The following is a 22,557-nucleotide window of genomic DNA, read 5'->3' on the forward strand; positions in this document are numbered from 1 at the left end:
TTCCTTGAATCGAATCCAGAAATTTTTCACTAAAATAAAAGGGCTATTGGTCCATCGCTTTTTTCAAGTGCTTTTGTTTATCATACTTGGTTTGTTTGCTTATGCATTAATGTTTTCAAACGTTAAACCAGAAAGGGTCCAGGTAGAGCTTTTCAAGCCTGCGGAACAAACCATTCGCTCAACCAAGACGGTGGAGGATACCTATAAGACGGAACAAGAAAAAGAAGAGATTTCAAAACAAGTGGCGGATGTATATACTTTAAAAAAAGAATATGCGAAAAATAAAGTCGATCTGATCTCATCCATTTTCGATTCAGCGATCGAGGTGAATAAAGAAACGGACCCCGATAAAGATCATAAAAAAGATGAGGGTAAGGAAAATAAAAAGGAGACCATAAAGACGGATGCTCAAAAGGTTTCCATTTTAAAAGAAAAATTGACAGATGAAGTCAATAAAAATATTGAGGAATCCGTCTTCCTTGCTTTAGTGCAGGCGGATGAAGATGAGTTGGAAATAGCGAAGGATTCAACCATTACTGCCGTGAATAATGTGATGAGCTCCAGGATCGCAGCTAGTGACGTCGAAAATGCCAAGAAAAAGGTAGTAGAGGAATTGGGCTATATGAGCATAAGCAGCGATATGAAAAAAGCCTCTAATTCCCTTGCCCGTACGGCAATCATCCAGAATGTGTTTTTCGATAAGGATAAAACCGAGGAACAGCGCAGGAAAGCCATCGAAAGCGTGGAGCCCATCAGGATCCTCCAAGGACAGATCATTGTTGAAGAAAATCAGTTAGTGGATAGGGATGTATACCGGCAGCTTGAACTTGCAGGGTTTTTAAATACGGAGTCTACGATTTACCCATATATTGGCTTGCTGCTATTCATCTTTCTAACATTTACCGCATTTTATTACTTTTTCTACTATTCCATTTCCAATAAGGATAACAAGTATAATCAACTATTGATCTTCAGTCTTGTCTTTATCCTTTCCATGGCTACGATGAAAACGGTCAGCATTCTTGCAGACCTGAAAAACTCGAATTTGGAATACGTCTTCCCGGGTGCGATGGCGGCGATGCTCATCAAGATATTATTGAATGATAAGTTGGCGGTAGCCATGATCATCTTGTTAGGTTCGTATGGTACGATTATATTTAATGGTGATACACCTGGCAATTTGGATTTCTCGATGGGGCTTTTTATCATTTTCGGTGGATTGTCGGCAATCATCATCTTATCGAGGCCTAATTTCAAATCAAAGGTACTTGTTGCAGGGTTGCTATTGTCTTTAATAAATATGGCCTTTGTCTATTCACTCATCTTTATTATGGACGGCCATTATACTAGAATGGAGTATTTGTATTATGCTCTTGCTGCCATTGGCTCTGGAGTGGGTTCAGCGGTTTTGACAATGGGCTTGTTACCGTTTTTCGAGGCAGGTTTTGGGATCTTATCATCCATGAAGCTAATTGAACTTGCAAATCCTAATCATCCATTACTGCGGAAAATCTTGATTGAGGCTCCTGGGACTTACCATCATAGTGTAATGGTCGCCAATTTGGCGGAATCTGCTTGTGAAGCCATCGGTTCAAATGGATTGCTGGCAAGGGTCGGCAGTTATTATCATGATATCGGTAAAACGAAGCGGCCGCATTTTTTCATCGAAAACCAGATGAATGCGGAGAATCCTCATGATCGACTGCTCCCGGAAACGAGCAAGGATATCATCATTGCCCATGCCGTCGATGGCGGGGAGATGTTGCGCAGTCATAAATTCCCGAAAGAGATTGTGGATATTGCAGAGCAGCATCATGGGACCACATTATTGAAATTTTTCTACCATAAGGCAAAAAAAGAGGATGAAGCCACACTGGAGGCAGCTTACCGCTATCCTGGGCCGAGGGCGATAATGAAGGAAGTAGCCGTCATAGGCATAGCCGATAGTGTGGAAGCTGCAGTGAGATCTATGCAGCACCCAACTCCGGATAAGATTGAAGAATTGGTAAGTTTCATTATTCAGGACAGGATTCAAGATGGTCAATTTGATGAATGTGACATTACTATGAGAGAATTGAGTATCGTGAAGCATTCCTTATGTGAATCGCTGAACGGTATCTTCCACTCCAGGATTGAATATCCGGAGCCGGATAAATTATGACAGAAGGTGAAAGAATGATTTTAGAAATCGATTTATTGGATGAAACGAACGAAGTAACGGAAGAAGCTCAGCAGCTTGTTGAAAGCATTCTGCAATTTGCAGCAAAAAAAGAAAACATTGAATTAGATACCGAGTTGTCTGTCACATTTGTAAACAATGAGAGAATTCGGGAAATCAATAAAGAATATCGTCATAAAGATTCAGCTACAGATGTCATTTCTTTTGCACTTGAAGAAATGGGTGAAGATGAAGTGGAAATTGTCGGCGCGGAAATGCCTCGCATGTTAGGCGATATCATCATTTCCATTGAGCGCACGAAAGAGCAGGCTGAAGAATATGGTCATTCTTTTGACCGTGAACTTGGATTTTTAGCGCTGCATGGTTTTCTGCATTTATTAGGCTTCGATCACATGAATGAAGAAGAGGAAAAAGAGATGTTCACTAAACAAAAGGAGATCTTGGAAGAATATGGACTTTCAAGAGAAGGATAAAAAACGGTATCCTTTATTAAAAAGTTTCTCTTTTGCCTGTCAGGGGATTTTGGAGGCAGTACGAACGGAGCGCAATATTAAGATTCATTTCGCGTTAACGGCAATCGTCGTATTCTTTGGCTGGTACTTTTCATTGAATGGGATGGAATGGCTCTTCATTTTGGCAGCCATTGCCGGGACTATTACGCTAGAGCTAGTTAATTCAGCGATTGAAAGGGTAGTAGACCTAGTAACGGATCAAATCCATCCACTCGCCAAGCAGGCAAAAGATATTGCAGCCGGAGCTGTATTCATATATGCTATATTTTCTATAATAGTTGGTTTGATTATCTTTTTGCCTAAGTTTGGCCTGTAGGTGGCGAAAATGGTACTCAATTTGAAAGGACGATGTGAATTGAATACGAATGAATTGATTGAGGAAGCTAAAAAAGCAAGGGAAAAAGCTTATGTGCCTTATTCCAAATTTAAAGTGGGTGCAGCCCTTTTAACCGCGGATGGCAAGGTCTATCATGGTTGTAATATAGAAAATGCTGCATACAGCATGTGTAATTGCGCCGAAAGGACCGCTTTATTCAGCGCTTATGCCCATAACGATAAAACATTCACCAAACTTGCAGTCGTGGCAGATACCGATGGTCCCGTCTCTCCATGCGGGGCGTGCAGGCAGGTTATTTCAGAACTGTGCGAACAGGATATGCCGGTTGTTTTGACCAACTTAAATGGGGATATAAAAGAACTAACAGTACAGGAATTGCTTCCAGGAGCTTTTTCACCGGAGGATTTAAATGGATAAATTATTTGACGAAACACAAGTAAAAGGTTACAAATCAGGTTTCATTTCGATTATTGGCCGACCTAATGTCGGAAAAAGCACGTTTCTGAACCGGGTTATCGGTCAAAAAATTGCCATCATGAGTGATAAACCGCAAACTACTAGAAATAAGGTTCAGGGTGTCCTAACACAAAACGATTCACAAATGATTTTCATTGATACACCAGGCATCCATAAACCAAAGCATAAACTTGGCGACTTTATGATGAAAGTGGCGACGAATACATTGAAAGAAGTCGATTTGATTCTCTTCATGATCAATGCGACCGAAGGATACGGACGTGGTGACGAGTTTATCATTGAAAAACTTCAAACCGTAAAAACGCCTGTTTTCCTTGTAGTAAACAAAATCGATGCGATGCACCCGGATGAATTGCTTCCGATCATTGAAAAATACCAACAACTATACCCTTTTGCGGCAGTCGTTCCGATTTCTGCGCTTGAAGGAAATAATGTCGATACACTGCTTGCCCAGATAAAGGACCACCTGCCAGAAGGGCCACAGTTTTATCCAGCTGACCAAGTGACCGACCATCCGGAACGTTTTATCATTTCCGAATTGGTCCGTGAAAAGGTACTTCACCTGACACGTGAAGAAATTCCGCATTCAGTGGCCGTTGTCATCGATTCAATTAAAAAAATGGACAACAGCGATACCATTAATGTCATGGCGACGATTGTTGTCGAGCGTGATTCACAAAAAGGCATCGTCATCGGAAAGCAAGGGAAAATGCTTAAAGAAGTCGGGAGCCGTGCGAGAGTGGACATAGAGAACTTACTGGGCTCAAAGGTATTCTTGGAACTGTGGGTCAAGGTACAGAAGGATTGGCGTAACAAAGCCAGCCAGCTTCGCGATTATGGTTTCAATGAGAGCGAGTATTAATTAGCAAAATTTACGCTTCATGAAAGTTTGGAAAACGGTCAAGCTAATCATATGGTCGGATATTCATATTGCTAGTTAAAAATGAAAGGTGGGCTTTATATGTTGGATTTTACCTGGGAATTATTTAGTGAAACAGGTAATGTGGACACCTATTTGCTGTTTAAGGAGATAGAAGTCGAAAGACAGGAGAGACCCTTGGTATTGAATGAAGAGCTAGCAGAATTTGATTTTCCTGTTTCATAGGTTAGTCTTGGCGAGCATGGGTGGTGTCTTGGTGCTCCAAAAATGTGAAGGCATTGTCATAAGGCGAACTGCATATGGAGAAAATAACAAAATCATTACTATATATACCCGAGAGCTAGGAAAAATTGGTGTTATGGCTAGAGGAGCCAGTAAACCTAACAGTAGGCTTGCTGCCGTCACCCAGCTTTTTTGCTCCGGGTATTTTCTTGTAACAACATCAACCGGACTCGGAAGTCTTCAGCAGGGGGAAATGGTCGACTCGCTTCGTTTTATTAGGGAGGATCTTTTTGCCACTGCCTATGCTTCTTACATTGTTGAATTGCTTGATAAAAGCGTCGATGATAAAAAACCGAATCCATATTTGTTTGAATTGCTTTCGCAAACCTTGCATTACATAAACGAAGAATATGATGCAGAAGTTTTGAAATTCATTTTTGAAATGAAAATGCTGCCCGTCAACGGGATTAACCCGGTGCTTGATCAATGTGCTGTTTGTGGCGAAACGGAAGGGGAATTCTCATTCTCGCTTCGGGAGGCGGGTTTTATTTGCCACCGCTGTCTGGGAAAAGACCCCTATCATTATAAAATTTCACCGGCAGCCGTCAAATTGCTGCGGATATTTTATTATTTGGATTTATCAAGGCTCGGAAACATTTCCGTTAAGCCTGAAACGAAAAAAGAACTGCGGAAAATCATTGATGCTTACTATGAGGAATATTCTGGCCTTCATTTGAAATCAAAAAAGTTCCTAAAACAGATTGATACGATGAAAGATATGTTTTAGTTCTGGCCTATTGACATTCCAAGCTAGTTTGTATAAAATTCTAATCATCAAAATAAGAAGATTGCGTTGATGGAAAAGAGTATCTGTCATTCTCCATAAAAAGCGAACCTGGGATAGTGGAAGCCGGGATATGGATTTACAGGGAAGGGCGTTTCCGGAGCATATTGCTTTGAAAAGAGGCCGTTTTAATAAACGGCAATTAGGGTGGAACCGCGGGTAAACTCTCGTCCCTATGCATTTCGCATAGGGACGGGAGTTTTTTGTTTGCAAAAAAGTGTATGAATTCCGTTCCCGAATTTTTCAAAGAGCCGTTTTAAATAACCTGGAGGTGTACGATGAATATTCAAAATATGATTTTAACGTTACAAAAGCATTGGTCAGAACAGGGCTGCATCTTAATGAATGCTTATGATGTCGAGAAAGGGGCTGGAACGATGAGCCCATATACGTTCCTTAGAGCCATTGGACCTGAGCCTTGGAGCGTTGCTTACGTGGAGCCGTCACGCCGTCCGGCAGACGGCCGTTATGGTGAGAATCCTAATCGGCTGTATCAGCATCATCAATTCCAAGTGATCATGAAGCCGTCACCAGACAATATCCAAGAATTATATCTGGATTCACTGCGATCATTAGGGATTAATCCGCTTGAACATGATATTCGCTTTGTAGAGGACAATTGGGAAAATCCATCTCTAGGATGTGCTGGTCTCGGTTGGGAAGTTTGGCTTGATGGTATGGAAATTACACAATTTACATATTTCCAACAAGTAGGCGGTCTTGAGTGTAAGCCGGTTTCCGTGGAGATTACATACGGGATCGAACGTCTTGCTTCTTACATTCAAGATAAGGAAAACGTATTTGACCTCGAATGGACAGAAGGATTCACAGTACGTGATATTTTTGGACAGCCGGAATATGAGCACTCAAAATATACCTTTGAAACATCGGACCTTGATATGCTGTTTCAACTTTTCACAATGTATGAAAAGGAGGCACATCGCCAAATGGAAGAAGGGCTTGTACATCCAGCCTATGATTATGTTTTGAAATGCTCACATACTTTTAACCTTTTGGATGCCAAAGGGGCCATCTCGGTGACGGAAAGAACCGGATATATTGCCCGGTGCCGTAACTTAGCGCGTAAGGTTGCTAAAACCTTCTATGAGGAGCGGGAAAAATTAGGCTTCCCGATACTAAAATTGAAAGGGGAGAATACAAATGAGCAAGCGTGATTTGTTATTGGAAATTGGATTGGAAGAGTTGCCGGCTCGTTTTGTGACAGCATCCATGAAACAGTTGTCAGATAAAGTGCAGAAATGGCTAACGGAAAAAGCGATTGAATTCGGAACGGTTGAAGCTTTTTCCACACCAAGACGTTTGGCCATATTGGTGAAAGACGTGGAAGCATCGCAAAAGGATATCGAAGAAGAAGCAAAAGGACCGGCTAAGAAAATCGCTTTGGATAGCGAAGGCAACTGGTCTAAAGCAGCATTGGGATTCGTCAGGGGTCAAGGGATGACTTCAGAGGATATTTATTTTAAAGAACTTAAGGGTGTTGAATATGTCCATGTGAATAAATTCATTAAAGGACAGCCGACAGTTCAGCTTTTGTCTCAGCTTGCTGAAATCATCAGCGGCATGACGTTCCCGAAAAATATGCGTTGGGCCAATCAAGAGCTCCGCTTCGTCCGGCCGATTAAATGGCTGATTGCCTTGTTCGGTAATGAGGTAGTGCCATTTACCATCGCTGATGTGGAAACGGGCCGTGAAACGAAGGGACATCGTTTCTTGGGCGATAACGCAATCATCGAAGAGCCGGCACAGTACGAAGAAACATTAAGAAAACAATTTGTCATGGCGGATCCTGATAAACGCCGACAAGTTATTTTAGATCAAATTAAAAAGCTTGAGCAGGAAAAAGGCTGGATCATCCCAGTTGATGAAGAACTGCTTGAAGAAGTCAATAATTTGGTAGAGTATCCAACGGCGTTATTTGGACATTTTGAAGAAGAATTCCTTGAGCTTCCTGCAGAGGTACTGATCACTTCGATGAAGGAACACCAACGTTATTTCCCGGTTAAAGATCAAGACGGCAAATTACTTGCTTTCTTTGTAACGGTGCGTAACGGGGATGATCGTCATTTGGATAAGGTTTCTAAAGGAAATGAAAAAGTTTTGCGCGCCCGCCTCTCGGATGCAGGATTCTTCTATAAAGAAGATCAGAAAAAAGAGATTTCAGATGCTTTGAAAAAGCTTGACAGCATCGTTTATCATGAAGAAATCGGTACGTTGGCCGAGAAAACTGCCCGAGTTACTGCAATGACCGGTGACCTTGCGGATGCTCTGAATTTAAAGGCTGAAAAAGAAATGGCGCTGCGTGCAGCAGAAATTGCCAAATTTGATTTGGTGAGTAATATGGTTTATGAATTCCCTGAATTGCAAGGTTACATGGGTGAGAAGTATGCACTCCTAAAAGGAGAAGCCAAAGAAGTGGCCGCGGCAATCAATGAACACTATATGCCAAGACATGCGGATGACGATGTGCCGCCTTCAGTCATTGGAGCGGTTGTTAGTTTAGCTGAAAAAATGGATACTTTGGCGTCATTCTTTGCTATTGGTGTCATACCGACAGGTTCCCAGGATCCATATGCTTTAAGAAGGCAGGCGAGTGGTGTCGTTCAAATTCTAGCCGAGAAGAAATGGAATATTTCTTTAGAAGAGCTTATTGTTTTAGGCCTTAAGGGACTTGAATCAAAGAACATCTTAAAACGCGATCTTGAGGAAGTTAAAGCGGATATGTTCACTTTCTTTAAAGCCCGGGTCAAGCATTTACTACAAGAACAGCAGATCCGTTACGATTTGATTGACGCAGTTCTGTTCAATGAGATCGGTTTTATTCACTCTATCGTAGAACGTGCACACGTCTTGGATGCGAAAAAAGACGAAGCAGGTTTTAAAGAAAGCCTGGAAGCTTTAAGTCGGGTCATGAACATTGCCGTAAAGTGTGACAATAAAGTGTCAGTGGATTCAAATGCTTTTGAAAATGATCAAGAAAAAGCGCTATACGAAAAATATCAAGATATAGCAAAGCGTTATACTGAAACTAAAATTGAGAATGAACGGTTTGAACTGCTTATTTCACTCCAATCGGAAATCGAGTCCTATTTCGAGAATACAATGGTCATGGCAGATGATGAAGCAATCCGTAATAACCGTTTATCCCTTATGAAGGAAATAAGTGATTTGGTTGCAGGTTTTGCAGCCATGAACAAAATCATCCTTTAATAATTGAAGGGTGTCTGAAAATCGGAAACCCTCTAAATAAGGGTTTCCGATTTCTTAAACAGATAAAATCGTTAATCAATAGGACAAACATGCCTTTATTACATATTTAGTATATAATTATTAAATGAAAAACTTTTGTTACTTTACTCTGCGAAAGCAGTGGGGTGGTGATTATAATCCAATTAAATAAGCGTCAGGAACTCATTTTACAAATTGTTAAAGAGAACGGTCCGATTACTGGAGAACATATTGCCGATAGATTGAATCTTACAAGGGCGACTCTTCGTCCTGATCTAGCCATTTTAACGATGGCAGGTTTTCTGGATGCAAGACCCCGTGTGGGATATTTTTATACAGGCAGGTCAGGAACTCAGCTTTTGACGGACAGCCTAAACCATCTTTATGTACGTGACTACCAATCTATTCCTGTCGTTGTTGACGAGGGCATTTCCGTATATGATGCGATCGTCATGATGTTTTTAGAAGATGTAGGGACCATGTTTGTTGTCGATAAGCATGCCTTGCTCGTTGGTGTCTTATCAAGGAAAGACTTGTTACGTGCGAGCATCGGGAAGCAAGAGCTTAACTCCATTCCAGTCAATATCATCATGACTAGAATGCCCAATATTACAATGTGTTCAAAAGAAGACCTTTTGATTGATGTTGCCAAAAAATTGATCGATAAACAAATCGACTCATTACCGGTCGTAAAAGAAACAGAAAAGGGCTATGAAGTGATCGGAAGAATTACAAAAACCAATATAACGAAAGCATTCGTAGCTTTGGCTGATGAAGGCTATTAGGGGGCTTGCAAAAGGAATGACGGAGAATATGAACGGTTCTATTATATATGTTGTATCGGATTCAGTAGGGGAAACAGCGGAATTGGTTACAAAAGCGGCTGCAAGCCAGTTCTCGGGGTCTGCTTTTTCCATAAAGCGAATACCGTATATTGAAGATGAACAAAACGTGGATGAAGTGATTTCACTGGCTAAATTAGATGGGGCAATCATTGCGTATACCCTTGTTAAGCCAGCTATTAGAGCGTATATGAAAGCACAGGTGGAAAAAGAAAACCTGTCTGCTTATGACATTTTAGGGCCGCTCATGGACATCCTTCAGGAAAGAGCACCAAAAGGACCGCTTAATGAACCTGGTCTGGTAAGAAAGCTGGATGATGATTATTTCAAACGAGTTGAAGCCATTGAATTTGCTGTAAAATATGATGATGGACGGGACCCTAGAGGGATTTTACGTGCAGATATCGTCCTTGTGGGTGTTTCGCGCACTTCAAAAACACCTCTTTCACAGTATTTAGCCCACAAACGTTATAAAGTGGCCAATGTACCTTTAGTGCCTGAGGTGGAACCGCCAGAAGAGCTTTTCCTTGTTCCTCCTGAAAAATGCATTGGTTTAAAGATCAGTCCGGAAAAGTTGAACCATATTCGCAAAGAACGGTTAAAGTCACTGGGGCTTAATGATCATGCGATTTACGCAAATGTGGAGCGAATTAAGGAAGAATTGACATACTTTGATACAATCATATCTAGATTGAACTGTCCTATTATTGATGTAACGAATAAAGCTGTGGAAGAAACAGCCAATTTGATCATCAATATCCTTCAAAACAAAGATCGTTGATGGATGTTTTTTTATTTTATTCTTACAATTAAGGCAAACAAAAATGTGAGCTAGACACTTTATGTGTCAGCTCACATTTTAATGCTAAGGTCCTTTTGGTAAATAGCGAACAAAATTAGAAATAATTACATATGATTCCACCTCATTTCCAAATGAAAACCCATTGATTTGCATGAAAACACCATCGGAATTTAAATGTTGGCATCTTCTAATCAAATAGACTATAATAAAAAATTGTGAGAAAAAAGTAATCTTAAGGTTTAGACTTAATTAATAAGGAATAAACTAAAGGTTAATGAGATGTCAAGGTTTTTATCATAAAAATAATTCGACATGTTCCGTATAATTTTAAATGAGCCGCATCTGATTCAAGAAAAAGCAGCAATTTCACTTAAATATGAGATATATTCTTTGAAGAATAATGTTGGCTCTTTTTGAAAAGTTCTCTGAACCAATGCTTAAAATTCATGATATCTTCATAAAATTTAGGGGAGAAAAAGGATTATGCAGAAAGATGTAGAATTTAAAGGTATGAATAAACCTACCATACATGTCGATGCCGATGCATGTCCGGTGAAAGACGAGATCCTTCATTGTGCACGAATACACGATGTCGAAGTCTGTTTTGTTGCATCATACAAAAATATGATGAATAACCCTGAAGGAAAATGGGTGTATGTCGATGCAGACAAAGAAGCGGCTGATCTTTATATAGTTAATTCAGTAAAAAAGGGTGATATTGTCGTTACTGCAGATATTGGGTTGGCTGGAACCCTACTTCCAAAAAGCGTTTATGTTCTTTCACCAAGGGGAAAAGAATACACTGACGAGAATATTTTCATGCTCTTGGATATGCGTTATCAATCGGCGAAACTCCGCAGACAGGGTAAACATACGAAGGGGCCGAAAGCATTCACAAAGGAAGATCGTACATGTTTTACAAATAAACTTTTGAAAACTTTGTCGAACATTGCAGGGAATTAGGAATCTGTATCGAATTAGAAACTATCACCAATATAGCAAGGTGGAAAAATGATAAATGGCCGTATAGAAGATGAAAAAATTAACCAAATTCGCGAAGCTGTAGACATTGTTGATTTAATTGGAGAGTATGTCCAGCTGAAGAAACAAGGGCGCAATTACTTTGGCCTTTGTCCTTTTCATGGTGAAAACTCGCCCTCATTTTCCGTTTCAACGGAAAAACAAATCTTTCACTGTTTTGGTTGTGGGGCAGGCGGAAATATTTTTACCTTCTTAATGGATATAGAAGGCTATAATTTTGTGGAATCTGCAAAAGTTTTAGCTGAAAAAGGAAATGTTCCTTTGGATGTTGAAATTAATAAAGATTCCAAGCGTTCTAACATGCCTGCTGGCTCGCAGCAAATGGTTGAAGCCCACGACCTGCTGCGGAAATTTTATCATCACCTCCTCGTTAATACGAAGGAAGGTCAGGATGCTCTCGAATATTTACTTAAACGAGGGTTTACTGAAGAGACGATAGAAAAGTTCCAAATTGGTTATTCGTTGGATTCATGGGACTTCGTTTCCAAGTTTCTTTTAAAACGTGGTTTTCCACCGGAATATATGGAGCAGGCAGGGCTTATAATTTTCAGGGAAAAAGACGAGTCATATTTTGACCGTTTCAGAAATAGAGTCATGTTTCCAATTATGGATCATCAAGGAAATACGATTGCGTTCTCAGGCAGAGCGATGGGGGACGATGAGCCCAAATATTTGAATAGTCCTGAAACGCCAATCTTTAATAAAAGTAAAACTCTATATAATTTTCATCATGCAAGACCTCACATACGTAAGAAAGAACAAGTCGTCATTTTTGAAGGCTTTGCCGATTGTATTTCAGCTGTGCGTGCCGGTGTTGAGAATTCAGTCGCTACGATGGGGACTGCCTTGACGGATCAGCATATCCAGCTATTAAAAAGAAATACTGACCAGATACTTATTTGCTACGATTCGGACTCTGCGGGATTGAACGCTGCCAATCGTGCTGTTAATATGTTGCAGGACCACGACTTTTCAGTGAAGGTCGCTCTCATGCCTGATAACTTGGACCCCGATGACTACATAAAGGAATTCGGTGAAAAAAGCTTTGTTTCTGAAGTAATAGGGGCCAGTTTAACCTACATGGCATTCAAAATGCATTATTTGCGCCGAGGGAAAAATGTAAATAATGAAGGAGATCGAATTCAATATATCGAAGAAGTCCTTAAAGAAATTTCGCGATTGCCCAATGCAGTGGAGAGGGACCATTATCTGCGGCAGTTATCATCTGAATTTTCCCTGTCATTGGATGCGCTGGAGCAGCAGCAGCGACAAGTGTTCTTTACAGAACGTAAGAAGGGAACACTGCCGCAGCCTGCAGCCCAAAAGAAAATGGAACTGCAATATGAGCATAAATTAAAGCCTGCTCATCATAATGCTGAAACGAAGTTGATTGCCCATATGCTTAAAAGCAGGGACATGACTTTCAAGATTCAGCAGTTGCTTGGGCAAACGGTCTTTCATGTAGACGAACATCAGGCAATCATCACCTATTTATATGCGTTCTATGAAGATGGACACGAACCGGATACAAGCTTTTTCCTTACTTATTTACCGGATCCAAACTTGAGAAGGATCGTTTCGGAAATAGAAATGATGTCAGTGAATGAGGAAGTTACCGATAAAGAACTGACCGATTGTATAAATCAAGTGTTGAAATATGAAAAATTGTTAAAGATAAAAGAAAAACAAGTCGAAGAAAAAGATGCAGTGAGACGAAGTGATTATGTCACTGCTGCAAAAATTGCCATGGAAATCATTAAATTGCGTAAAATGTTGTAGTTGTTTAGGTGTAAGTCCTGGAAGGAGGGGAACTAATGGCTGAAAAACCAGCACGTTCCAAACAAGTTGATAATGAATTTAGCCTTGAACAGGTGAAAGAAAAATTAATAGAGCTAGGTAAAAAACGAGGCTCTTTAACTTTAGAAAAAATCGCTGAAATGATTGGCGGTTTTGAGTTAGATTCCGATCAAATGGATGAGTTCTATGAGGTGTTAGCAGAAAACGGAGTCGAAATTCTCACGGATGGTGAGGAAGACGATGATGAAGATGATCCAGATGAAAAGAAACTTGCAAAAGAAGAAGAGTTTGACTTAAATGATTTAAGTGTTCCTCCTGGTGTTAAGATTAATGATCCTGTCCGTATGTATTTAAAGGAAATAGGTCGCGTTGACCTATTATCGGCAGAGGAAGAAATCTCTCTGGCGACGCGAATTGAAGATGGAGATGAAGAAGCGAAACGCCGTTTAGCTGAAGCCAATCTACGTCTAGTTGTCAGTATTGCCAAACGCTATGTCGGACGGGGTATGCTTTTCCTTGATTTGATTCAAGAAGGTAATATGGGTCTGATCAAAGCGGTAGAAAAATTCGATTACCGTAAAGGGTTCAAATTTAGTACCTATGCAACATGGTGGATTCGCCAAGCCATAACCCGTGCCATTGCCGACCAAGCAAGAACGATAAGGATACCGGTGCATATGGTGGAAACCATCAATAAATTGATCCGTGTCCAAAGACAGCTTCTTCAGGATTTAGGACGTGAACCTTCGCCAGAAGAGATTGCAGAAGATATGGACTTAACTCCTGAAAAAGTTCGTGAAATTCTGAAAATAGCTCAGGAGCCTGTTTCCTTGGAAACGCCAATAGGTGAAGAAGATGATTCCCATTTAGGTGATTTCATTGAAGATCAGGATGCTACTTCCCCATCAGAACATGCAGCATATGAACTATTGAAAGAACAGCTTGAAGACGTATTGGATACACTGACAGACCGTGAAGAAAACGTCTTGAGACTCCGCTTTGGACTTGATGATGGCCGTACACGGACGCTTGAAGAGGTCGGTAAAGTGTTTGGGGTAACCCGCGAGCGTATCCGTCAAATCGAAGCGAAAGCGTTGCGGAAGCTAAGACACCCAAGCCGCAGCAAGCGCTTGAAAGATTTCTTAGAATAAAATATATATGCCCTTCACAGAGCCCTCTTTGAATGCCCAGCGTTCGGGAGCGGCTTTTTTTTTTACACTTGGATGTAAAAATATCCTTGTTACAACAATATTTATACAGATATCTATTTAATGGAGATGTAGATCACTGTAACTAAGTTTCTCTGTTAACCACCAACCAACCGTAAAAAGCGGCTAAAAGCCGTTACTCATAAGAACAGATCGGCATGAGGATGTGAAATTCATGGATGAGATGCGAAAGAAAATTATCATTCAAGAAATAAACGCCTGGAAGGAAAGTCGTATGCTTCCTGAGCAATATTGTAATTACCTGCTTGCATTATACTGTCAAGGCGAATTACCGCCAACAAGTTCGCCTAAAACCGGAAATGATAAAAAAGATATTCTTACCGGGCTGTTAATTGGAGCCCTTTTTGCATTTATTGTATTTTTGAATTATTTTACTGAAATACCCATAAGAATGCAAATGCTTGTGACAACTATTTCAATCATTGTCTTTGGGCTAGCGGCCCGCAGCTTAATGGGCAGGAAAGTCATCTTTCAAATGGCCTTGATGGGAATGGCGCTATCATTGCTTTTATTAACAGTCAGTTTGGCTGAAATAATAGCACCCGGAAACTTAAATATCCTTTATGTTTTCTTGTTTATTAATTGCGGTCTATGGATTTTGATCGGCAAAAAACTTAAGTTGCTCCATTTTTCCATAGCAGGAGCCCTGGGAGCTGTTGTCACTGTCTACTTTTTTTTATAGTAATCAATGGTCACTCTAGCGGTTTTAAATAGAAGATTTAGGGTATTATTAAAAATATGTAATAAAAAGTAAAATCATTTGGAAATATACTTAAATTTTTGACAATTTTAAGAAATTATATAATATCTTCTATTTTTGGGCTTTTACTTGAAACTCTTTTCAAGTAAAATAATATATAGCTGTTTGTATATAATATTAAATATGGTAAGTTTAGGTTCTACATAGGGGAGGAAATTCTATGAATCGAAATCCAGTAATGCCTTTTATTATTATCATGGTTTTTGGTATTGGACTTATGTTTTTACTTTCGTTTAAAGGTTTGGGTGATGCCAAGGATCTTGCTAAGGAAAAAGAGGGTGGCGGAAAAACAGAGGAAACGGAAAGTGCCTCTGCTTCACCTGAGGACATCTATAAGCAAAACTGTATCTCCTGTCACGGTAACGCCTATCAAGGCGGTGTCGGACCAGCTCTGAAGGGAGTTGGCGATCGACTGTCGGTGGACGAGGTTAAAAACGTGATCACGAATGGACGAGGCGCCATGCCATCTGGCTTAGTCGAAGAACAAAACATTGACGCCATGGCAGAATATATTCATGGACTGAAATAATGATGAAAACTGACTCAAGTAATCGTTGGAAGGCGAGCTTTTGAGTCAGTTTTTCTTTTATTCGGAAAAGGAAAGGTTCCAGATGGAAGTTTCCTTTTGTATAGTGATAGGGAGAGCATATTTCTCCTTTCTGTAATTTTTCGATTGAACTTGTTATAATCGAATGGGAAACTAATTAAAAGGAAGACATTATTTGAAATAAGAGAGTTGATAAATATGAACCATGAAAAACTATCGAAGAGATTAGAACATGTTGCCATACATATACAAAAAGGAAGCATCCTTGCAGATATAGGTTCCGACCATGCTTACTTGCCATGCTATGCGGTGAATAATGGCCTGTGTGACCATGCCATAGCAGGCGAGGTTGTAGAAGGTCCTTATCAGTCAGCCCGCAGGCAAGTGGCGATAACGGGACTAGAGGGCAAGATAGAGGTCCGTAAAGGAGATGGACTTGAAGTATTGAATCCTGATGAAGCGACGTGCATTACGATTTGTGGCATGGGAGGGACTTTAATATCAAGTATCCTGGAAAGTGGAAAAGGAAAGCTCGGCAAGGCAGAAAGGCTAATCCTTCAGCCAAATGTTGGTGCAGCGAATGTTCGTAGTTGGTTAATCGATAACGGCTGGGAACTTTGTGGAGAAGAAGTTCTTGAGGAAGATGAGAAGATCTACGAAATCTTAATTGCTGAAAAAGGGGCTCCACTTCGCCCTTATCGTGCAAATATGCAAACTGGCCTTATGTTCGGTCCATATTTAATGGAGCAATTCAGTGACACTTTCATTAAAAAATGGCAGCTTGAGAAAAAACATTTGGAAAGAATCATCGAACAACTGGATGAAAGCGGACGAGGCGGGTTGGAAACAAAGCGCAATGAATTAAAATCCCAAATTTCAGTAATTGAGGAGGTGCTTAGAGGTTGAAAACACTAAATGGCCAGCAAATCATTGAAATGTTTGAACAATTCTCTCCTAAGCAATATGCAATGGAGGGAGACCCAATCGGGCTACATGTAGGACAACTGAATAAGCCAGTTACTAAAGTCTTGATTGCCCTTGATGTATTGGAAGAAGTTGTAGACGAAGCGATAGAACTTGGGGCGGAATTAATCATTGCCCATCATCCGCTTATTTATCGACCATTGAAAAGAATCGATACAATGGTTGCCGGAGGCCGTATCATCGAAAAGCTGATCAAACATGATATCGCTGTCTATGCTGCACATACCAATTTAGATGTCGCGAAGGGCGGAGTAAATGATCTACTTGCCGAAGCGCTTCAATTACAGGATACAGAAGTATTGATTCCAACTTACGAAGCAGCTCTAAAGAAATTGGTCGTATTTGTTCCAAAGGCCGATGAACAAAAAGTGAGGGAAGCCCTTGGTAGCGCAGGGGCAGGAGCAATCGGAAATTACAGCCATTGTTCGTTTTCGGGGGAAGGCACAGGACGCTTCTTGCCAGGCGAAGGCAGTGAACCGGTGATTGGCTCCAGAGGAAATCTTGAATCCGTTACTGAAATGCGGGTTGAAACGATATTCCCCGAAAATATTGAGAAGAAAGTCCTTTCTGCGATGATTAAAGCCCATCCGTATGAGGAAGTCGCTTATGATATATATAAACTGGAGAATAAAGGGGAGTCACTTGGATTAGGAAAGATTGGTGTGCTTGCTGAAGAAATGACCCTTGAACAATTTTGCGAACATGTGAAACAGACACTTGATGTTGAAAAGGTACGTGTCGTTGGTGATTTGCAAAGCCCGATAAAAAAAGTGGCTGTGCTGGGCGGAGATGGAAACAAATACTTCACGACTGCAAAATTCAAGGGCGCGGATGTATATGTTACTGGTGATATGTATTACCATACGGCCCATGACGCGATGATGATTGGTTTGAATATTGTGGATCCAGGGCACAATGTTGAAAAAGTGATGAAAAAAGGCGTGGCGCGAATCCTTGAAGAAAAGTGCCGCGATAAGAACTTCGATGTGGAATTCATCCCATCCCAGTTAAATACGGACCCTTTCCGATTTATTTGATAGCACAAAAAAGGGCAGCCAAAGCGGTTGCCCTTTTTGTATGTGCATTCATTTTTTCACTTTAATCTTAGGTAGAATTTTATTCAATGGCGTTTTCTTTTCGGTATTCCAGGTCAATTCAACATTTGGATCATACTGTTCTAGAAATGTGATAACTTCTTTTGTGATTGGTGTTGGTGTAGAAGCCCCGGACGTAACCGCAACCGTTTCTGCATCTTTTAGCCATTCAAGGTTAAGCTCGGAAATGTCAGCGATGCGATAAGCTTTCGTGCTCGCTATTTCTTCGGATACCTGTGCAAGGCGGTTTGAATTATTACTCTTTGGATCACCGACAACAATTAAAACATCAGCTTCGCCAGCTTGCTTGGCAACCGCTTCCTGACGTACCTGTGTCGCTAAACAAATTTCCTTATGGACTTCTGCATGTGGGAATTTTTCCTTGACCTTATCCATGATATCCAAAACATCCCATTGGCTCATCGTTGTTTGATTTGTGACGATGATCTTATCACTATTCAGGGTCAAAGCTTCAACATCTTCATCCTTTTGAACCAGGTGAACGACATCGGGAGCTACTCCGACTGCACCCTCTGGTTCCGGATGGCCTTTTTTACCAATATAAATGATTTGAAAGCCTTCCGCTTCTTTTTCCCGAATTAGGTCATGAGTTGCAGTAACATCGGGACACGTTGCATCGAGGGTGACTAGCCCTTTTTCTGCAGCGATCTTCCTAATCTCAGGAGAGACGCCATGAGCCGTAAAGATGACGGTTCCGCTGTCCACTTGTTCGATGATATCGTTGCGGTTGCTTCCGTCCAACGTGATGATGCCTTCATCTTCAAACGCATCGGTCACATGTTTGTTGTGCACAATCATCCCTAAAATGTAAATAGGGCGTGGCAAGGTTTTATCTAAAGCCGCATTTCGGGCGATGACCATGGCATCGACAACGCCATAACAATAGCCGCGCGGGGAAATTTTAATCACTTTCATCTATGTGTCCTCCTTCAAAGGCAAGAAACTCTCACTATTTATACCTTTCTATTATATAAGACCATAGATGATATTACAAAACATCCTATTTGCCTAAAATCATTAACTGGTAAAAATTTTTTTGATCTTTAAATATATAGTTTGGGACCGGATGACCTTTGCCTTTTCGTATTGGTACGAACTTGAGCTGTGGGGTTAGCTTTCATAGCTTTTTCTTGTTCATTCGACTCAGGCTTTACCTCATGATTGTTTTGTGCCTCTACATTAGGCTCGCTATCAACGGATGCTTCCGAATTTTCGCTAGCATCAGATGATGATATACTCTGGAAAACTTTCCACATCGACGGCAAATTTTTAATCACAGGTCCGTATTGTTCCACCATGGGAGTGAATTGTTCGGCTGCCTGCAACACTTTTTGCGTGTTGGTAAGCATATTGTTTAGAGAATCCGGATTTTTTAGTGTTTCTAAAATCCCCCCTCCGCTGCTTCTTGAAGAACTTTTGTTAGGGGAAGCGGCAGGTGCAAACAAGTTGCGAGAATCTGGATTTTGTTTCGACTTACCGAGTATCTTCGACAACAGCCCCTCTTTCTTTGCAGGTGGAAATTCCTGACGCTGCTGCTGGTTGAACGGGCCTCGGAAACCTTGAGGTCCCTGTGGTCCCGGGGGTCTACCTTGTGCCATCGGCCGCCTCATCTGCTGAAAAGAGTGGGGGTTTTGCTGCGGCTGCCTGAATGGAGCTTGCGGGTGCTGCATCCTTCGACCATTGGGTGGCTGAAAACCGGGTCCGGGTTGATGACTTCTATTTGGGAACATTGGTTTCACCTCCTCTGATTTTATATGCTGGTGTTATTCTTCTATATAAATTATGCAGCTCGACAAAAAAGGTTTGAGCAAAGAGTGACTGCGCTGTTGTGAAGTGACCGGAAAGAAGGTAAGATGGTTACGGTAAGTCTTTTAGCTCCATGTCTGCGGGGGATACGCTATGACCAGGACAGGGGCTTTTCGTTTGCAGAAGTCCATTTTAAGAGAACTAGCCTTAGCGCTTAAGCTCGCTGTGAAAAAGATGATGGACCACCTAAGGCAAAAAGCGCCTTAAGGGTCAATCCCTATTTTCTTCACGAGCTGACCAAGGTGCTTGCGCTTTTTGTATAATCCAGTTTCAGCACGACCAAGGTGCTTGCGCTTTTTGTATAAAATTTATTATAATAGTAGGACATGTCTAATGACTGACAAGGATAAAGGAGTTTTTTGATGAAACAAAACCAATTTGAACGATTTAATTTGAAAAGCTACATTCTAGATGCGGTTCGTACTTTAGGGTTCGATAAGCCGACGGAAATTCAAGAACGTGTGCTTCCGTCGCTTTTAAAGGGAAGTAGCTTAATTGGACAGTCGCAGACAGGTACAGGAAAGACACATTCCTATTTGCTGCCGATTATGAACAAGCTTGATGCTGGTAAAAATGAAGTTCAAGCGATTATTTCCGCACCAACCCGTGAGTTAGCGAACCAAATCTATAAAGAAGCTTTGAAAATTGCTGACCATTTTCCTGAAGATGAGCAGATTTCTGTCCGTTGTTATATCGGTGGTACGGATAAACAGCGTATGATCGATAAGTTGAAGACACAGCCACAACTGGTAATTGGAACGCCAGGCCGAATCAAGGATTTGGTTGAGGCTCAAGCGCTTCAGGTGTATACAGCAAAAATGCTTGTTGTCGATGAAGCGGACCTTATGCTAGACATGGGATTCCTTGAAGATGTCGATTTATTTGCATCACGTATGGCTGAAAAAATTCAAATGCTTGTCTTCTCGGCAACCATTCCGGAAAAATTAAAGCCGTTTTTGAATAAATATATGGAAAATCCGAAATATGTTCAAGTGAATCCCAAGCAGGCGACTGCCGCTAAAATTGAACATGTTTTGGTACCGCTTCGCCATCGGAACAAAGAGCAGTTACTTCATGATATCATCGTTCGTTATAATCCATATTTAGCGATTATTTTCACGAACACCAAAAAAATGGCGGATCATGTGGCTAATTCCTTGATTGAAAAAGGGTTGAATGTCGGTCGTATTCATGGGGATTTAACGCCTCGTGAACGTAAAAAAATGATGAAGCAAATCAATGATTTGGAGTATCAATTCATCGTAGCGACAGATTTGGCTTCCCGTGGAATCGATATTGAAGGCGTTAGTCATATTATTAACTATGAATTGCCTTCAGACCTTGATTTTTACATTCATAGGACGGGAAGAACGGCTCGTGCAGGATATTCAGGCATTGCCGCTACAATTTATAATACTTCCGATGAAGACTCTTTGAACCGCCTTGAAAAAATGGGCATCGAATTCCGTGATGCGGATATCCAAAACGGTGATTGGGTTGATATAGACGAACGTAATAAACGAAAAAACCGTAAAAAACAAAAATCTGATATTGATGTTAAAGCGACCAGGCATGTTAAGAAGCCAACTAAAGTCAAGCCAGGTTACAAGAAAAAAATCCAACGCGATGTGGAAAACTTTAAAAAACGCGAACGTCGTATACAGAGAAAGAAATAAGGGAGTAATCAGATGCTGAAGATTGGATCGCATGTTTCAATGAGCGGGAAAAATATGCTTCTTGCTGCGAGTCAAGAAGCGGTTTCATATGGCTCCAACACATTCATGATCTATACGGGAGCCCCACAAAATACAAGACGTAAAAAAATCGAAGATCTAAATATCGAAGCTGGATTATTGCATATGGAGGAAAATGGAATTAGTGATATCGTAGTCCATGCCCCGTATATCATCAACATAGCAAATACAACGAATCCAGCCACATACGAACTAGGAGTCAACTTCTTACGAAGCGAAATCGATCGGACAGAAGCGCTTGGTGCAAGGCAGATCGTACTTCATCCAGGTGCACATGTTGGTGCAGGCAGTGAACTGGGAATCAAGAGAATCATCGAAGGTTTGAATGAAGTGTTGACTGCTGACGATAAAGTCCAGATTGCCCTTGAAACGATGGCAGGTAAAGGTACCGAATGTGGCAGGTCTTTCGAGGAGTTGGCCATGATTATTGATGGTGTGACCCATAATGAAAAATTATCGGTATGCTTCGATACTTGCCATACTCACGATGCTGGTTATAATATCATCGAAGATTTTGATGGTGTTCTCAATGAATTTGATAAATTGATCGGTGTGGATCGCATCAAGGTCCTACATGTTAATGATAGCAAAAACGAACGCGGCATGCGTAAAGACCGCCATGAAAACATTGGATTTGGTCATATTGGTTTTAAAGCGTTGAATGATATTGTCCATCATCCACAGTTAAGCACTGTTTCAAAAATACTGGAAACACCTTATGTTGGGGAAGACAAGAAAGATAAAAAGGCACCTTATAAATTTGAAATTGATATGTTCAAGAACAATCAATTCGAAGAAGATGTACTGGAAAAGATCATGAACCAGCAATAATCATAGAAAGGGACGATTCATCGAGATAAGGATGAATCGTCCTTTCATTTTATGGTAAAAAGTATGTCTTTCAAATTCTTTAAAAATTGGATGTAAGGTTGTTAAAGAGTGTTTCTATTTCCCTGGCTGTACTTGCTCCAGCAACTTTTGTGATTTGACCTAGAACATTTTGTCTTTGACGTATATCAAAAATGTTAATATTTTTACCTGCTAGAAGGGCAGTAATATCCTGTGCTTGTTGTTGTGTGAGTGCAACTCCATGCTGCTTTGCAAGGGAAAGCAGCTCATCAGGGCGTATTTTGTTGATTTTATGATTGACCATCATTTCAAATAATTTCAAACGATCTCCTCC

General features: G+C 40.8%; 23 protein-coding genes and 1 other annotated feature. Of the genes, 20 read left to right on the forward strand and 3 right to left on the reverse strand.

The window, feature by feature from the left end:
• The first annotated feature begins 4 nt into the window (after window positions 1-4).
• From LQ203_RS02340 to LQ203_RS02425, 18 genes are all read left to right on the forward strand, one after another.
• A complete protein-coding gene (locus LQ203_RS02340) occupies window positions 5-2,161 on the forward strand; it encodes an HD family phosphohydrolase (protein ID WP_230155290.1) in 2,157 nt (718 codons plus the stop codon).
• Between the two features lie 14 nt (window positions 2,162-2,175).
• On the forward strand, window positions 2,176-2,652 hold the full coding sequence (ybeY, locus tag LQ203_RS02345; protein WP_230155382.1) for an rRNA maturation RNase YbeY: 477 nt from the start codon (window positions 2,176-2,178) through the stop codon (window positions 2,650-2,652).
• Window positions 2,630-3,007, forward strand: coding sequence for a diacylglycerol kinase family protein (locus tag LQ203_RS02350; protein ID WP_063233011.1), 378 nt, complete (start codon window positions 2,630-2,632; stop codon window positions 3,005-3,007). The genes ybeY and LQ203_RS02350 overlap by 23 nt, the downstream gene beginning before the upstream one ends.
• Before the next feature lie 39 nt (window positions 3,008-3,046).
• Window positions 3,047-3,445: a cytidine deaminase gene (gene cdd, locus LQ203_RS02355; protein WP_230155384.1), complete on the forward strand. Its 399-nt coding sequence runs from the start codon at window positions 3,047-3,049 to the stop codon at window positions 3,443-3,445.
• A complete protein-coding gene (gene era / locus LQ203_RS02360; RefSeq protein ID WP_230155291.1) occupies window positions 3,438-4,367 on the forward strand; it encodes a GTPase Era in 930 nt (309 codons plus the stop codon). The genes cdd and era overlap by 8 nt, the downstream gene beginning before the upstream one ends.
• A 99-nt stretch (window positions 4,368-4,466) precedes the next feature.
• The gene (locus tag LQ203_RS02365; RefSeq protein ID WP_230155292.1) at window positions 4,467-4,610 is read left to right on the forward strand and encodes a YqzL family protein; all 144 of its coding nucleotides are present in this window, start codon (window positions 4,467-4,469) and stop codon (window positions 4,608-4,610) included.
• A 31-nt stretch (window positions 4,611-4,641) separates the two neighbouring features.
• Window positions 4,642-5,394: a DNA repair protein RecO gene (recO, locus tag LQ203_RS02370; RefSeq protein WP_230155293.1), complete on the forward strand. Its 753-nt coding sequence runs from the start codon at window positions 4,642-4,644 to the stop codon at window positions 5,392-5,394.
• A gap of 57 nt (window positions 5,395-5,451) precedes the next feature.
• Window positions 5,452-5,629 (forward strand) — a binding site (T-box leader).
• A 100-nt stretch (window positions 5,630-5,729) separates the two neighbouring features.
• Window positions 5,730-6,626, forward strand: coding sequence for a glycine--tRNA ligase subunit alpha (glyQ, locus tag LQ203_RS02375; RefSeq protein ID WP_230155294.1), 897 nt, complete (start codon window positions 5,730-5,732; stop codon window positions 6,624-6,626).
• A complete protein-coding gene (glyS, locus tag LQ203_RS02380; RefSeq protein ID WP_230155295.1) occupies window positions 6,613-8,679 on the forward strand; it encodes a glycine--tRNA ligase subunit beta in 2,067 nt (688 codons plus the stop codon). The genes glyQ and glyS overlap by 14 nt, the downstream gene beginning before the upstream one ends.
• Window positions 8,680-8,843: 164 nt before the next feature.
• A complete protein-coding gene (locus LQ203_RS02385) occupies window positions 8,844-9,482 on the forward strand; it encodes a helix-turn-helix transcriptional regulator (protein ID WP_290370508.1) in 639 nt (212 codons plus the stop codon).
• Window positions 9,483-9,510: 28 nt separating this feature from the next.
• Window positions 9,511-10,320, forward strand: a complete 810-nt coding sequence (locus LQ203_RS02390) for a pyruvate, water dikinase regulatory protein (RefSeq protein ID WP_230155386.1) — start codon at window positions 9,511-9,513, stop codon at window positions 10,318-10,320.
• A 504-nt stretch (window positions 10,321-10,824) separates the two neighbouring features.
• Entirely contained in the window at window positions 10,825-11,304 is a 480-nt protein-coding gene (locus LQ203_RS02395) for a YaiI/YqxD family protein (RefSeq protein WP_230155299.1), read from the forward strand.
• Window positions 11,305-11,355: 51 nt separating this feature from the next.
• Window positions 11,356-13,161 carry a DNA primase gene (gene dnaG, locus LQ203_RS02400; RefSeq protein WP_230155390.1) on the forward strand — a complete coding sequence of 602 codons (1,806 nt, stop codon included), beginning with the start codon at window positions 11,356-11,358 and terminating at the stop codon, window positions 13,159-13,161.
• Window positions 13,162-13,196: 35 nt separating this feature from the next.
• Window positions 13,197-14,330 carry an RNA polymerase sigma factor RpoD gene (gene rpoD / locus LQ203_RS02405; RefSeq protein ID WP_230155300.1) on the forward strand — a complete coding sequence of 378 codons (1,134 nt, stop codon included), beginning with the start codon at window positions 13,197-13,199 and terminating at the stop codon, window positions 14,328-14,330.
• A gap of 232 nt (window positions 14,331-14,562) precedes the next feature.
• Window positions 14,563-15,090, forward strand: a complete 528-nt coding sequence (locus tag LQ203_RS02410; RefSeq protein WP_230155302.1) for a hypothetical protein — start codon at window positions 14,563-14,565, stop codon at window positions 15,088-15,090.
• 238 nt (window positions 15,091-15,328) lie between these two features.
• Complete coding sequence (cccA, locus tag LQ203_RS02415) at window positions 15,329-15,697, forward strand: cytochrome c550 (protein WP_230155304.1); 369 nt, start codon at window positions 15,329-15,331, stop codon at window positions 15,695-15,697.
• 216 nt (window positions 15,698-15,913) lie between these two features.
• Entirely contained in the window at window positions 15,914-16,621 is a 708-nt protein-coding gene (locus LQ203_RS02420) for a tRNA (adenine(22)-N(1))-methyltransferase TrmK (RefSeq protein ID WP_230155306.1), read from the forward strand.
• Window positions 16,618-17,736 carry a Nif3-like dinuclear metal center hexameric protein gene (locus LQ203_RS02425; protein ID WP_290370509.1) on the forward strand — a complete coding sequence of 373 codons (1,119 nt, stop codon included), beginning with the start codon at window positions 16,618-16,620 and terminating at the stop codon, window positions 17,734-17,736. Before LQ203_RS02420 ends, LQ203_RS02425 begins: the two co-directional genes overlap by 4 nt.
• Window positions 17,737-17,784: 48 nt before the next feature.
• On the opposite strand, the gene LQ203_RS02430 is transcribed toward LQ203_RS02425, so the two are convergent.
• Complete coding sequence (locus LQ203_RS02430) at window positions 17,785-18,729, reverse strand: 4-hydroxy-3-methylbut-2-enyl diphosphate reductase (protein WP_230155308.1); 945 nt, start codon at window positions 18,727-18,729, stop codon at window positions 17,785-17,787.
• Window positions 18,730-18,857: 128 nt separating this feature from the next.
• The gene (locus tag LQ203_RS02435) at window positions 18,858-19,544 is read right to left on the reverse strand and encodes a YqfQ family protein (protein WP_230155310.1); all 687 of its coding nucleotides are present in this window, start codon (window positions 19,542-19,544) and stop codon (window positions 18,858-18,860) included.
• Between the two features lie 438 nt (window positions 19,545-19,982).
• Here LQ203_RS02435 and LQ203_RS02440 point away from each other — a divergent pair, with 438 nt between their 5' ends.
• Complete coding sequence (locus tag LQ203_RS02440; RefSeq protein ID WP_230155311.1) at window positions 19,983-21,296, forward strand: DEAD/DEAH box helicase; 1,314 nt, start codon at window positions 19,983-19,985, stop codon at window positions 21,294-21,296.
• A 12-nt stretch (window positions 21,297-21,308) separates the two neighbouring features.
• Window positions 21,309-22,205, forward strand: a complete 897-nt coding sequence (locus LQ203_RS02445; RefSeq protein WP_230155313.1) for a deoxyribonuclease IV — start codon at window positions 21,309-21,311, stop codon at window positions 22,203-22,205.
• Window positions 22,206-22,284: 79 nt separating this feature from the next.
• On the opposite strand, the gene LQ203_RS02450 is transcribed toward LQ203_RS02445, so the two are convergent.
• A complete protein-coding gene (locus LQ203_RS02450) occupies window positions 22,285-22,545 on the reverse strand; it encodes a DUF2624 family protein (RefSeq protein ID WP_230155315.1) in 261 nt (86 codons plus the stop codon).
• Window positions 22,546-22,557: the final 12 nt, after the last annotated feature.

The organism is Peribacillus sp. Bi96, assembly GCF_918698115.1.
Taxonomy (GTDB): domain Bacteria; phylum Bacillota; class Bacilli; order Bacillales; family DSM-1321; genus Peribacillus.